Below are 12,711 nucleotides of genomic sequence, written 5' to 3' on the forward strand. Positions count from 1 at the left end.
CTCACGCCGTGCGCCGGGACTCCCTCATCGCGTCCGCGAACGGCAAGGAGCCCTCGGCGAGGCGGCGCACGGCCCGCGCGAACCGCGGCACCGACGACTCGTTGGCTGCCGCGTACCTGGCCACCTCGCTCAGCCGGACCTCCAACGACTCCTGAAGACGCCGGTAGTGGAGGGCGGCCCCGAGGTCGGTCGCCGTCAGCTGGTCACCGCTGTGTTCGGCCAGTTTCATCCAGGCGAGGAGGGCGGCATCGGTCGGGAACAGCCGCGGGTCGAGGCCACGTGCGGCCGCGGTGGCCGTGCTGTCGACGCTGCGGGACGGGTCGGTGAGGGCTGCGGAGACCAACTCGCCCAGGAGTTGCCACTGCGCGGCCGTGAGGTCCACGTGTGGCAGAGGGGCTGGAGAAGACATGCAGACATGCCTAGCACATGAAGGCGCCCTGACCGGCGGAACCCGACGCACAGACGTCTCGTACCTCTCGCACGCGTATCGGCGGCGGAGTTCTCGCGGATGACCGCGGACAGTCCCACCCTGACGGCGTGCCTGCGCGGGCTGCGCAACCGCCACGAAGAGGCCCGGGTCGGGACGGTCGTACGAGGGCGGGCGGCGCCCCGCGTGGGGCGCGGCCCGCCGTCGTACCGCCGTCAGGTCGGTCCGGGCAGAGAGGGCTCGCTCAGAAGAAGACCCCGCACCGCAGCAGCACGTTCGCGTACGGCCGGGCCTCCCCCGTCCGTACGACCAGGCGGGCCGCCGCCGTGAGCGCCTTGAGCTCGTCGTGCGGGACCACTTCCAGCCAGGGGAAGTGCCCGTCCAGGAGCGCCGCGGCCTCCGGGTTGGCGTCACGGATCTCCTCGGCGGCCGTCGCCCCCTCCACGACCAGTTCGTCGAGCAGGCCGTCCAGGACCTCCGCGAACGACGGGGTCCCGGCGCGGAAGGCCAGGTCGATCACGCGGGGGCCGGGCGGGATCGGCATGCCGGCGTCGCAGACCAGGACGGTGTCGCCGTGGCCGAGTTCGGCGATCGCGCCCGCCAGGTGGCGGTTGAGGATGCCCGACTTCTTCACAGCGCGTCGACCTCCTCCAGCGTCGGGAACGACTCCTGCGCCCCCCGTGCCGTGACCGCCGCCGCCCCCACCCTGACCGCGAAGGCCGCCGCCTCCCGCAGGTCGTCGCCCCGACCCAGACGCCAGGCCAGGGCAGCCGTGAACGCGTCCCCGGCACCGGTCGTGTCGAGCGCCTCGACCTTCGGGCTGACCAGGTGGTCCAGGGATTCCGTACGGCTGTCCCCCACCAGGGCCCCGGCCGCGCCCAGGGTGATCACGACCGAGCGCGGGCCGAGCGCGAGCAGGGCGGGCGCCCAGTCGTGCGGGGACTCCCCCGCCCCGTCGCCGAGGATGTACCGCGCCTCGTGCTCGTTGACCACCAGCGGATCGCACGCGGCGAGCACCTCCTCGGGGAGCGGGGCGGGCGGGGACGGGTTGAGGACGAGCCGGGTGTCCGGCCCCCGGCCGCGTACCGTCTCGGCCACCGTGTCCAGCGGGATCTCCAGCTGTACGGAGATCACCCGGGCCGCGGCCAGCAGCGGGGCCGCCGCCCGGACGTCCTCGGGGGTGAGGCGGCCGTTGGCTCCCGGGGAGACCACGATGCTGTTGTCGCCCGAGGGATCGACGGTGATCAGGGCGACGCCCGTGGGGGCCCCGCCCACCAGGACGCCGTCCGTGTCCACGCCGGCCGCGCGCTGGGTCTCCAGCAGGAGGCGTCCGTGGTCGTCGTCGCCGACCCGGGCGAGGAGAGCGGTTCTGGCGCCGAGGCGGGCGGCGGCCAGCGACTGGTTGGCGCCCTTGCCGCCGGGGTGGACGGCGAGGTCGGAGCCGAGGACCGTCTCGCCGGGCGCGGGGCGGCGCTCGACGCCGATCACCAGGTCGGCGTTGGCCGACCCGACGACCAGCAGGTCGTACCGGTCGTCGGGGGCGGTGTCGTGCATGTGCGTGCTTCCTGCTTTCGTCGGTCGGGGGCCGAGGGTCGAGGGTCGACAGGCCTGTTCACGGGCCAGGTGGCAGTCAGGAGAAGTCGGCGACATTCTCCCGGGTGACCACCTTGACCGGCACCTTCACCGTGCTCTCGACCTTCTCGTCCTTCGCGGCCTTCTCGGCATTGCGCACCGCGATCCTGCCCAGTTCGGCGGGCTGTTGGGCCACCGACGCGTAGAGCGTGCCGGCCTCGACCGCCTTCAGGCCGTCCGGGGTTCCGTCGAAGCCGACGACCGAGACGGACTTCCCGGCCCTGGCGCCGAGTGCCTTGGCCGCGCCGAGCGCCATCTCGTCGTTCTCGGCGAAGACGCCGGTGACGCCGGGGTGCGACTGGATGAGGTTGGTCATGACGTCCAGGCCCTTGGTGCGGTCGAAGTCCGCGGGCTGCTCGGCGACCACCTTGATGTCCGGGTACGCCTTCAGTCCCTCGGCGAAACCGGCCCCGCGCTCACGGCTGGCGGAGGTGCCCGCCGTGCCCTGGAGGATGACGATGCTGCCCTTGCCGCCGAGCTTGTCGGCCAGCGCGTCGGCGGCGAGCTTGCCGCCCGCCACGTTGTCCGAGGCGACGAGCGTCGCGGTCTCCGCCTTGTTGACGCCCCGGTCGGCGGCGATCACGGGGATGTCCGCCTTGTTGGCGCTGCGGACGCCCGGGCCGACGGCATCCGAGTCGACCGGGTTGACGATGATCGAGGAGACGCCGGAACTGGTGAAGTTCTGGAGCTGGTTGGCCTGCTGGGAGGCGTCGTTCTGGGCGTCGGTGACGGTGAGGTCGATGCCCGCCTTCTCCGCCTCCGCCTGCGCGCCTTCCTTCATCTGCACGAAGAAGGGGTTGTTGAGCGTGGAGAGGGACATGCCGACCTTCGTCGTGCCCCCGGACGAGCCGGAGTTGAAGAAGGAGACCGCGCCGACGACGAGGGCGACGCAGAGTGCCGCGCCGGCCAGCTTGAGCGCTCCCTTGCGCCCGGATCCCGGCGCGCCGGGGGCGGTGCCCGCGGAGGAGGCTGCTCCCGAACCCGCCTTGCGGCGCAGCGTGTCCAGCAGGACGGCGAGCGCGATGACGACGCCGATGACGACCTGCTGCCAGAACGCCGACACGGAAAGGAGGTTGAGACCGTTGCGGAGGACCGCGAGGATGAGCGCGCCGATCAGGGTGCCGGACGCCTTGCCGACACCGCCCGCCAGACTCGCTCCGCCGATGACGACCGCGGCGATGGCGTCGAGTTCGTACCCCTGGGCGGCCTGCGGCTGGGCGGAGACGAGGCGCGAGGCCAGGACGATGCCCGCGACGGCGGCGAAGAGACCGGACAGCGCGTAGATGACGATCTTCTGGCGCTTGACGCGGAGCCCGGAGAGCCGGGCCGCCTCCTCGTTGCCGCCGATCGCGTACATCGAGCGGCCGATGAAGGTGCGGCCGAGGATCAGTGCGGTGATCAGGCCCATCGCGATCATCACGAGGACCGGCACGGGGAGCCACCCGCCGAGGGTGTCGCCGAGTACCGAGACGGAGTCGGGGAAGGCGATCGGGCTGCCCTGCGAGATGACGAGGGAGAGGCCGCGGGCGATCGAGAGCATCGCCAACGTCGCGATGAACGGCGGGAGTTTGCCGTACGAGACGAGGGCTCCGTTCACGAAGCCGCAGGCGATTCCCGTGACGATCGCGAGCACGACGGCCAGGACGACCGGCACGCCGGCCGAGGTCGCCGACCAGGCGAGGACCGTCGCGGACAGGGCCGCCACCGAACCGACGGACAGGTCGATGCCCGCCGAGACGATGACGAAGGTGACGCCGAACGCGAGGATGGCGGTGACGGCCGCCTGGACGCCGACGTTCAGCAGGTTCTGGGTGGTCAGGAAGTCGCCGGAGAGCAGCGACATCGCCACCACCAGGACGACCAGGGCGCTGAGCGCGCCGTTGTCGAGCAGGACGCGGCGTATCACGGAGACTCCGCCGCCCGTTCCCGCGTCACTCTTGGCTGTCTCAGTGGCCACGGGGGCCCTCCTCTTCCTTCTTCGGTGCGGGGTGTTCGGTGGACGTCGGTACGTCGTCGGGGGCGGGGCCCCGGGTGGTGGTCGGGGTGCCGACGGCGAGGGCCATGACGGCGTCCTGGCTGGCTTCGCCCGCGGGGAGTTCTCCGGCGATCCGGCCCTGGGCCATGACGAGCACCCGGTCGCTCATGCCGAGGACCTCCGGCAGATCGCTGGAGATCATCAGGACGGCGTGCCCGGAGGCGGTCAGCTCGTTGATGAGCTGGTAGATCTCGACCTTGGCGCCGACGTCGATGCCCCGAGTGGGTTCGTCGAGGATGAGGACCCGAGTGTCGGCCAGCAGCCACTTGCCGATGACGACCTTCTGCTGGTTGCCGCCGGAGAGGGTGCGCACATGCTGGCCGAGGCCGGACATGCGGACGCCGAGCTGGTGCGCGATGCGGGCGGCGGCCGTGCGCTGCCCCTTGAGGTCCACGAGCCCGGAGCGGGTCGCGGAACGCAGGGTGACCAGCCCCAGGTTCTCCTGCACGGAGGCGTCCAGGACCAGGCCCTGACCCTTGCGGTCCTCCGGTACGAGTCCGATCCCGGCGCCCATCGCGGCGGGCACGTCGTGCCGGGCGAGGCGTTCGCCGCGTACGTCGACGGTGCCCGCGTCGTACGGGTCGGCCCCGAAGACCGCGCGCGCCACCTCCGTACGCCCGGCGCCGACGAGTCCGGCGAGGCCGACGACCTCGCCGGCGTGCACGTCGAAGCTGATGTCGTGGAAGACGCCGCTGCGGGTGAGCCCGCGCACCGACAGCAACGCGTCTGCGGAGTCGGGGCGTTCGGGGCGTTCGCGCGGGTACTGCTGTTCGATGCTGCGGCCGACCATGAGCTGGACGAGTTCGTCCTCGGGGGTCGACGCGGGGACCTGGTCGATGCTGCGGCCGTCGCGGAGGACGGTGACGCGGTCGCCGAGTGCGGCGATCTCCTCCAGGTGGTGGGTGATGAAGACGATCCCGACGCCGTCCTCGCGGAGTTGGCGGACGATCGCGAAGAGCTTGTCGACCTCCTCGGAGGTGAGCACGGCGGTCGGCTCGTCCATGATCAGGACGCGGGCCTCCAGGCTGAGCGCCTTGGCGATCTCCACCATCTGGAGTCGGGCGATGCCCAGTTCACGGACCTTGGCGTCGGGTCGCACGTCGACGCCGACCCGGTGCAGCAGCTCTGCCGCGTCCTCGCGCATCCGGCGGTGGTCGACGAGCCCGTAGCGGCGCGGCTGGCGGCCCAGGAAGATGTTCTCGGCGACCGTGAGGTCGGGGACGAGGTTGAACTCCTGGTAGATGGTGGCGATCCCGAGCCGTTCGGCGTCCTGCGCGCCCTCGATGCGCACCTCACGCCCTTCGGCCAGGATGCGGCCGTGGTCGGGGCGGTAGGCGCCGGAGAGCATCTTGATGAGAGTGCTCTTCCCCGCGCCGTTCTCGCCGAGCAGCACGTGCACTTCGCCTCTGCGGAGGTCGAAGTCGACGTTGTCGAGCGCCACCACGCCGGGGAAGGTCTTGCGCAGACCCTCGATGCGCAGCAACTCGTCCGGCGCGGTCACCCGTGGCTTTTCCGGTGCGGTCACCGGTCGCTCCTCTGGTTCGATGCGGCCCCGCCGCACGAGCGGCGTACGACGAGGCGGGCGGGCAGGGTGACGGACTGCGGGGTCCGTCCTTCGATCCGGTCGGCCAGCGCGCGCACGGCGGCCCGCGCCAGGTCGGCGGTCGGCTGCGCGATGGCGGTGATCGGCGGGTCCGTGTGGACGAACCACGGGATGTCGTCGAAGGCGGCGAGCGCGATGTCGTCGGGGACCCGCAGTCCTCGGGCCCGGATCGCGTCCAGCGCTCCGAGGGCCATCAGGTTGTCCGCGGCGAACACGACCTCGGGAGGCTCGGCCAGGGCGAGAAAGCGCTCGGTGACCCGACGGCCGCTGGCCGCCTGGAAGTCGCCCTGGCCGATATAGGCGTCGGGCAGGGCGAGCCCGAGCTCGCGCATCGCGTCCCGGAAGGCCCCGACGCGCTCGTTGCCGGTGGTCGTGGCGGCGGGCCCGGCGATGATGGCGAGCCGGCGGTGACCGAGGCCGTGCAGATGCGCGACGAGATCCTTGACGGCGCCCGTACCGTCGGCCCGGACGACGGGGACGTCGATGCCGGGGATCCAGCGGTCGACGAAGACCATCGGGGTGCCGCTCAGGGCGACGTCCCGCATCAGCGGGGAGCCTCCGTCTGCGGGTGAGACGAGGAGCCCGTCGATCCTGCGGTCGATGAGCGTGCGGATGTGGTGGTCCTGGAGCTCGGGTCGCTCGTCGGCGTTGCCGATGATGACGCTGTAGCCGAGCGCGCGGGCCTCCTCCTCGACGAAGCGGGCCAGCTCGGTGAAGTACGGGTTGAGCACATCACTGATGACCAGGCCGAGGGTGCGGGTCTGCGCGGTGCGCAGCGAGCGGGCGACCGCGTTGGGCCGGTAGCCGAGCACCTCGACGGCGGCGAGGACGCGGGTACGCGCCTCTTCGCTGACGGACGGATGGCTGTTCAGCACGCGCGACACCGTGGCGACCGACACACCCGCCTCGGCCGCGACATCCTTGATGCCCGCCATGTCCGGACCACCTCCTTGTGGTTTCCGTACACCTCGAAACTCTTGCGCCGACCGGTGGTGGACCAGCCGCTCGGCGCCATGGAATCGATTACACGGATGATTGGAATCGATTACATAGCCAAAAACAAGCCCCCTTCCCGCGTCCGAGACCGGATCGTGACGGGAGGGGGGCTGAGTGCGATGCGGGACGAGCGGTGCGGGAGGGGCGGCGCCAGAGAACCGCAACCCGGGGCTGGGCCGGGACGGCATCGAGGCCGACCTCATCGAGACCCTCGGGGTCGACAAGGTGGTGTGGCTGAAGGGGGTGCGCGGCCAGGACATCACCGACGCCCACGTGGACAGCCTCGTCCGCTTCACGGCGCCGGGCGTGGTGCTCCTCGACCAGGCCTTCCCCGGCACTCCCCCGGACTCCTGGTCACGCGCGGCCGACCGGGCCAGGGCGGTGCTGAGCAAGGCGACCGACGCCCGCGGCCGACGCTTCGAGGTGATCGACCTGCCGCAGCCCGATCTGGACAGGGTCACCGGCGAGGGCGACGACTTCGTGTCGACGGAGGGCGACGACTTCGTGTCGACGTACGCCAATTTCTACGTGGCCAACGGCTCGGTCCTCATGCCCAGGTTCGGCGACCGCAGGGCCGACGACCGGGCCCGGGGAATTCTCCAGGAGCAGTTCCCCGACCGCGACATCGTGCCGGTCGTGATCGACACCGTGCCCTCCGGGGGCGGCGGCATCCACTGCGCCACGCACGACCGGCCCGGCGAGCCGGTCGACTGACCCGCGTCCACCGCGCCTCACCGAGGGTTGGATCACATCCACCACGACAAAGAGCCGGTCCGAGCGACCGCCCCTGGGTGGTCAATGACGGGTGGCCATCACGTTGGCGAGGCGCAGCAGGTCTCGCACGCCCGGATCATCCCCGCCGGCCCGGGCCAGAGCCGCGCGCTCGGCGTCGTCCAGACCGGCTGGGGACCGCCGCAACAGCGAACCGGGATGGTGCAGGTCGTGCGCGCGGGTCACGAACGTGAAGGGGCGGCTCCGCTGCGGCGCGTCCACGTCGAGCTGCCCGGAGTACAGGACGTGACGTCCGCCCGGCGCCGCCAGCACAGCACGCAGGCGACGGGCGGAGCCGACGATCGCGGGCGGGGCATCGACCGGGGCGAGACCCCGCCACGGGTCGAAGAAGCGAACCCGGCCTTGGGAGCCGGAGTGACCGCTGACCATGTCCCAGGCAGGAACCGCGCACAGCTGCGACAGCATCGGGGTGTCACGGGACGCCACCGGCAGCATCCCGCCGGCGTCCAGTCTCCACAGCACCAGCCCGCCATGCCGTCCCGCCGTCACGAGCGCGTCCTCGCCGACGAAGACCAGTTCCCGTACCGGCGCGTGCTCCGCCGATACCGGGGCCGCGGCCAGCGCGTGGCCGAGTGCGGCGTGGACGGCGATCAGGCGGTAGCCGTCACACAGCACCATGCGGTCGCCCCTGGGGGTCACCGCCATCGGACCGCCGGTGCTCAGCGCCCATTGCCCGAGATCGACCTGGCGCAGCTCTCCGGTCCGCTCCACGACCAGGACCTGCGGTGTCAGGGGCAGCGAGACCACGCATCCGAACGCCGTGGCCGCCAGGTGTGCCCCGGTCAACGTGCGGCCCTGCGCCAGCACCCGCGTCCGCAGCGACGTGTGCCGGACCAGTTCCGCCCGGGTCGCGTACCCCTCACTGCGGCGCAGCGCGACCACGTCCCCGGGGCCCAGGACGGCGAGCGACTCGTGGCACACAGGGCCGCGGTGGAGCACCGTCCGTGTGCCCGACTCCGGCTCGAAGGTCTCGATCACCTCGCGAGACCGCTCGTCCGGGTCGTCCGTCACGTGCGCGACGGCGAACACCTCGCCGCCACGCCCGAACGCGCTGTGCGCCGCGGAGAACACGCCGAAGTCCTCGGGCAGCGTCCGGGTGGCCGCGCCGGCCGCCTCATCCACGAGAGTCCGGGCGCGGCGCGGGGAGAAGGACCTAAGCCAGCCGAACAGTTCTGCGTCCAGGGGATGGTCCGGCGCCCCGGCGCGCCGCGGGATCCGCCGTACGAGGTGCACCGCATCGGCGACGGGAGCGGAGCTGACGAGCTCCCAGTACGCCGGCCAGTCCCGCCGGCGCGCGAGCCCGCGCGCCGTCTCCTCCCCTACCGCCGCCGACCTGTGCGGCACGGGCAGCAGCTCCGGGAGCCACCCGTCCACCGTGATCCGGGCCTCCGGCAATCGCCGTCCCAGGGAGTCGGGGTCGAGCACCCGCCGCGGAACGTCGACCTCCTCTTCCGGCGGCAGGCCCGCCGCCCGCAGGGCGCTGTTCTGCCGCGAAACCGCTTCGCCCAAGCGCGACAGATGGCTGGCAGGGGCGCGGTCGGCCAGCCGGCGCAGCCACGTCACCGCCTCCTCGCCGACCTCCACGGCCTCCCTGGGGCGGTCGGCGTCGAGCAGGATCCCGTGCAGGCTCATCAACGCCGTCGTCCACGCGGAGGTATACCGGTGCGGATCGGCCTCGGCGAGGCGCCGGTTGAGCTCTGCCACCTCCCGCGCCGGCGCGACGGCCTCGGCGTGCCGGCCGCGCGCGGACAGATGCTCGCGCAGCCGCTCCAGCGACGCCACGAGCGGCGTGTCCTCGACCAGCGCTCCCTCGCGCACCAACTCCTCTCCCAACCGCACCGCTTCGCGCAGTGCGGCGTCCTCCCCGGGCGGACGGAAGGTGAGGGCCGACGCGTTGGACAGCGCGATCGCCAACCCTCTGCGCTGCCCCGGATCGTGGACGGCGGCCCGACGGTAGGCACGCGCCGCTTCCTGGTTGGCCCGGTACGCCTCCTCCCACCGACCGGCCGACTCCAGATGCACACTGATATTGGCCAGCGCGGTCGCCCGGTACGGTTCGTACCGGCGTGGATCGTCCCGGGCGAGACGGGTGAAGAGGTCCACCACGCGCTGCTGCGTCGTCACCGCTTCGCCGGCCTTTCCGGTGCTGTGCAGCAGATTGGCGACGTTGGTCAGGGAGCGGCCGACGTGCTCCTCGTACGTCTCCGGAGCGTCGGCGGCCAGTTCCTGGAAGAGCGCCGCGCCGCCCGGAGCGCTTCCTCGGTGCGCCCCAGTTCGCGCAGGTCGTTGGCGTGCCCGGCGTACAGACAGGCGTGGTCGTGCCGGTCCGGTGCCGCCGCGATCCGGGACGCGAACAGCCGGACGTCGACGGCGGCCCGTCCCACCACGAGGTTCGCCGGGGCAGGGTAGGGCACGGCGCCCACCACCTCCTCCAGGAGCGCCGCCTTCATGTCGGGCAGTTCGGCCAGAGCGGTGAGGGCGGCGCCCCCGGCGGCCACCCCGAGGCCGGGATCGGCGGCCAGCAGCGGATACAGGCAGGCGGGCCCGAGGTGCGGCCAGCGGCCCGCCGCCGCGATCAGCGTCGGCACCGCCCGGGCGGGCCCTGAGCCGTGCCGCAGCGCGGTGCCCGCGGTGTCCGCGGCCCACGCCTGCGCCGGGTAGTCGGCCGCGTGGCCCGGCACGGTCAGCGCGACGAAGTCCTCGGCCAACCGGTCCGGACAGAGCGGTTCCAGGACCGTGCCGGCCAGCCCCTCGGGCGGCGGATAACAGATGCCGTGGTCCGCCAGCACGGTGGGCGTCGGCTGCCCGACCTCCAGCGCCTCCACCAGCGTTGTTCCCTGCTCTCGCGGTTGCGCGCCGCTCAGGGAGGCGGCGAAGACCACCCGGTTCATGACCGCGGGGGACAGCGCTGCCCGCCCCGCGCCGCGCCGGTCGTGCAGCAGCGCCCACCCCAGGTGTTCACGGTCGAGGAGGTAGAGGGTGAGCCCCGCCAGGTCGGGCGGGGCGCGCCGGCCCGAGGCCGCGGCGTCGACGGCGACCAGGGCGGCCATGTGCACGGCGAGTACGAGCCCGAAGTCGTCGTCGGTGAGGCCGGGTTCGCCCACCGGCGCCACGATCCCGTACCGCTCCGCGAAGGCGGCGCGCGCCGCACGGAACATCGCACCCCGTTCGCCCTGCCCGGCCGCCGGGCCGCTCGGCTCGCCCAGCGGCCCGAGAGCCTGTGTCGACACGTCGATCTGCTCACCGGCGAGCGCCCCGCGCAGCGCGGGCCACGGATTGGTGCCGCGAGCCAGCAGCAGGACGCGGGCGCGCACATCCGGCCGGTGCAGCAGGGCGTTGCTGAACAGCCAGGTGAGGGTGGTCAGCGGCCAGCGATCCGCGTAGTCGACCAGGAGCAGGAGCCCGGCCGTTCCGTCCGGCGTCAGGTCCTGGCTACCGGGCGGAGGCAGCACGGTCCCGGGTCCCTCGACCGCGGTGACGACCCTCCAGCCCTGCCCGGACAACTCGGCGGCCAGGTGCTGGGCCAGCCGGGTCTTGCCCTGCCCGCCCGGCGCGTGCAGCCAGCGCGCCGCCCGCTGCGGGCCGCCGGCGCACCAGGCGTGCAGCGCCCCCAGATCGTCCTCCCGCCCGGTGAACGGTGCCACGGCGAACCGCGCGTGGAGCATCCGGCTGGGCTGCTGTCGCAGCCACAGCGGATCGGTCTCGGGGGGCGGCGCCCACCGGCGCAGCACGTACAACGGCGTGCCGTCGCCGAACACATGGATGTCCGCGCCGACGACACCGTAGGCGAACCCGCCCGTCGCGCTGACGTGCTGCTCGCTCACGTCGCGCGGTCGCCGTGGCCGGCGCCGGGCTCCTGATGGACGATCACGTTGCCGCCCTGGGCGCCGAACGCCTGTCCGTGGTCGCGTGCCTCGACGTGCTGCACCCAGTGGCTTTGCTGGGCGGGCAGTTCGTCCCGCAGCCGCCGGGTCAGCTCGCGCACGTCGTCGGCCATCTCCGGGTGCGCGTGAAGGAACCGCTCGAGCCGCAACTGCCACGCCGGCGCCAGCTGACGGCGCGCCGCCTCCGGATCCTCCGCCTCGGACACCAAGGCCGCCTCGTCCTCCAACAGCGCGACCAGCGAGCCCTGTTCGGGTGCGTCGTTCCGCCGGAACAGGCGCAGCAATCCGGAGCGCGCGGCGCCCCAGGCGTCGGTCGCCATCGCGGCGACGAGCGTCGTCGAAGCGGCCGTCGCGATCGCCGCCAGGGATTCGATCATGGGTGTCCTCCCGTTGCCGTGCCCTCACCATCGTGCCACTGCGGCGCGGCCCGTGCCCGCGCCCTTCCTGATCGACGTGGGGCGGTTGTACGGTGGTCGGCCACACCACCGGAACGACGACGCGGCGGCGACGCCGTGGGCGAGGGGGCGTCGTGTGGCGTCGCAAGGGCCCGAACCGCACCGGTCTGCGCCGGCAGCTCCGCACGGCGCGTGTCCTGTTCGACACCGGCGACTTCGCCGCGGCGGAGGTGCTCCTGCGCCACCTGCTGCCCGACTGCGAGGCGGAGCTGGGCGCGAGCCACGGGGAGACCATCGGCCTGCTCAACCTGCTCGGCTCCACTCTCTACCAGCAGCGCAAGGCGGCCGCGTCCGTGCAGATCGCCCGCGAGGCCACCGACCGTGCGACCCGCGCCTGGGGCTCCGACGACCCCGCGACCCTCGACTGCGCTCACAACCTCGGCGGGGCTCTGGCCATCCAGGGCGACGTCTCCGCGTCCGTCGCGGTTCTCGACGACACCTGGCAGCGCCGCGCCCGCCTTCTCGGAGCCGGCCACGAGTCCACCCTCACCACCGCCAACACTCTCGGTGCGACCCTCTTCGCAGCAGGCCTCCGCCGCGACGGCCTCACCGTCCTGCGTCGCGCCCACGCCCAGAGCGCGAGCCTGCCGGCCGGGCACCCTGTGTGTGCGGACATTGCCAACAATCTGCGGATCGCGGAACGGAACGCGGGCGGCTGACCGGCACGCCGGCTCCCTGGCCCCGACCCCGCAGTCGCTGTACGAGGGAGGCGCCCGGCCGGCCCATCGGCGGCCACCCCGCCGTACCCCAGTGACCCCGACCGCATCGCCAAGTCAGGCTGAATGCACCCGGGACAGGCGGCGGAGAACGACAACTGCCTCAGCAGAGGCGAGGGTTGGGGCTACGCTTTCGACGGCAGGTGCAACCGATTGAGCAGCGTCGGCGAT

10 protein-coding genes and 1 pseudogene are annotated in these 12,711 nt (G+C 72.8%); 2 read left to right on the plus strand and 9 right to left on the minus strand.

From position 1 onward, the window contains the following. Nucleotide 1 precedes the first annotated feature (1 nt). The 6 genes from ACIRJT_RS25945 to ACIRJT_RS25970 all read right to left on the minus strand — a co-directional run bounded on the left by ACIRJT_RS25945 (nt 2) and on the right by ACIRJT_RS25970 (nt 6,632). A complete protein-coding gene (locus ACIRJT_RS25945; RefSeq protein WP_403913340.1) occupies nt 2-382 on the minus strand; it encodes a hypothetical protein in 381 nt (126 codons plus the stop codon). 289 nt (nt 383-671) lie between these two features. Further along, nucleotides 672-1,061: a D-ribose pyranase gene (rbsD, locus tag ACIRJT_RS25950; RefSeq protein WP_215109292.1), complete on the minus strand. Its 390-nt coding sequence runs from the start codon at nt 1,059-1,061 to the stop codon at nt 672-674. Continuing rightward, a complete protein-coding gene (locus ACIRJT_RS25955; RefSeq protein ID WP_403913343.1) occupies nt 1,058-1,981 on the minus strand; it encodes a ribokinase in 924 nt (307 codons plus the stop codon). The genes rbsD and ACIRJT_RS25955 overlap by 4 nt, the downstream gene beginning before the upstream one ends. Before the next feature lie 76 nt (nt 1,982-2,057). Continuing rightward, nucleotides 2,058-4,016 carry a substrate-binding domain-containing protein gene (locus ACIRJT_RS25960; protein WP_403913346.1) on the minus strand — a complete coding sequence of 653 codons (1,959 nt, stop codon included), beginning with the start codon at nt 4,014-4,016 and terminating at the stop codon, nt 2,058-2,060. Next, a complete protein-coding gene (locus ACIRJT_RS25965; protein WP_403913349.1) occupies nt 4,006-5,619 on the minus strand; it encodes a sugar ABC transporter ATP-binding protein in 1,614 nt (537 codons plus the stop codon). The genes ACIRJT_RS25960 and ACIRJT_RS25965 overlap by 11 nt, the downstream gene beginning before the upstream one ends. Then, complete coding sequence (locus ACIRJT_RS25970) at nt 5,616-6,632, minus strand: LacI family DNA-binding transcriptional regulator (RefSeq protein WP_403913352.1); 1,017 nt, start codon at nt 6,630-6,632, stop codon at nt 5,616-5,618. Before ACIRJT_RS25970 ends, ACIRJT_RS25965 begins: the two co-directional genes overlap by 4 nt. 214 nt (nt 6,633-6,846) lie before the next feature. Between ACIRJT_RS25970 and ACIRJT_RS25975 the strand changes: the two are divergent. Beyond that, nucleotides 6,847-7,407: pseudogene (locus ACIRJT_RS25975) on the plus strand (agmatine deiminase family protein); the annotation flags it as partial. 81 nt (nt 7,408-7,488) lie between these two features. On the opposite strand, the gene ACIRJT_RS25980 reads toward ACIRJT_RS25975, so the two are convergent. The 3 genes from ACIRJT_RS25980 to ACIRJT_RS25990 are packed head-to-tail and all read right to left on the minus strand — an operon-like array spanning nt 7,489 to nt 11,746. After that, complete coding sequence (locus ACIRJT_RS25980) at nt 7,489-9,609, minus strand: hypothetical protein (protein WP_403913355.1); 2,121 nt, start codon at nt 9,607-9,609, stop codon at nt 7,489-7,491. A 47-nt stretch (nt 9,610-9,656) separates the two neighbouring features. Beyond that, nucleotides 9,657-11,309, minus strand: a complete 1,653-nt coding sequence (locus tag ACIRJT_RS25985) for a hypothetical protein (protein WP_403913358.1) — start codon at nt 11,307-11,309, stop codon at nt 9,657-9,659. After that, on the minus strand, nt 11,306-11,746 hold the full coding sequence (locus ACIRJT_RS25990) for a hypothetical protein (protein WP_403913361.1): 441 nt from the start codon (nt 11,744-11,746) through the stop codon (nt 11,306-11,308). The genes ACIRJT_RS25985 and ACIRJT_RS25990 overlap by 4 nt, the downstream gene beginning before the upstream one ends. A 152-nt stretch (nt 11,747-11,898) precedes the next feature. Between ACIRJT_RS25990 and ACIRJT_RS25995 the strand changes: the two genes are divergently transcribed. Continuing rightward, the gene (locus ACIRJT_RS25995; protein ID WP_403913364.1) at nt 11,899-12,483 is read left to right on the plus strand and encodes a tetratricopeptide repeat protein; all 585 of its coding nucleotides are present in this window, start codon (nt 11,899-11,901) and stop codon (nt 12,481-12,483) included. The last annotated feature ends 228 nt before the right edge of the window (nt 12,484-12,711 follow it).

The organism is Streptomyces sp. NPDC102283, assembly GCF_044766265.1.
Taxonomy (GTDB): domain Bacteria; phylum Actinomycetota; class Actinomycetes; order Streptomycetales; family Streptomycetaceae; genus Streptomyces.

Bases quoted from the DNA above. Each gene is read 5' to 3' on its own strand.
- ACIRJT_RS25970 (WP_403913352.1), bottom strand. From the start codon at position 6,632: ATGGCGGGCATCAAGGATGTCGCGGCCGAGGCGGGTGTGTCGGTCGCC.
- ACIRJT_RS25990 (WP_403913361.1), bottom strand. From the start codon at position 11,746: ATGATCGAATCCCTGGCGGCGATCGCGACGGCCGCTTCGACGACGCTC.
- ACIRJT_RS25955 (WP_403913343.1), bottom strand. From the start codon at position 1,981: ATGCACGACACCGCCCCCGACGACCGGTACGACCTGCTGGTCGTCGGG.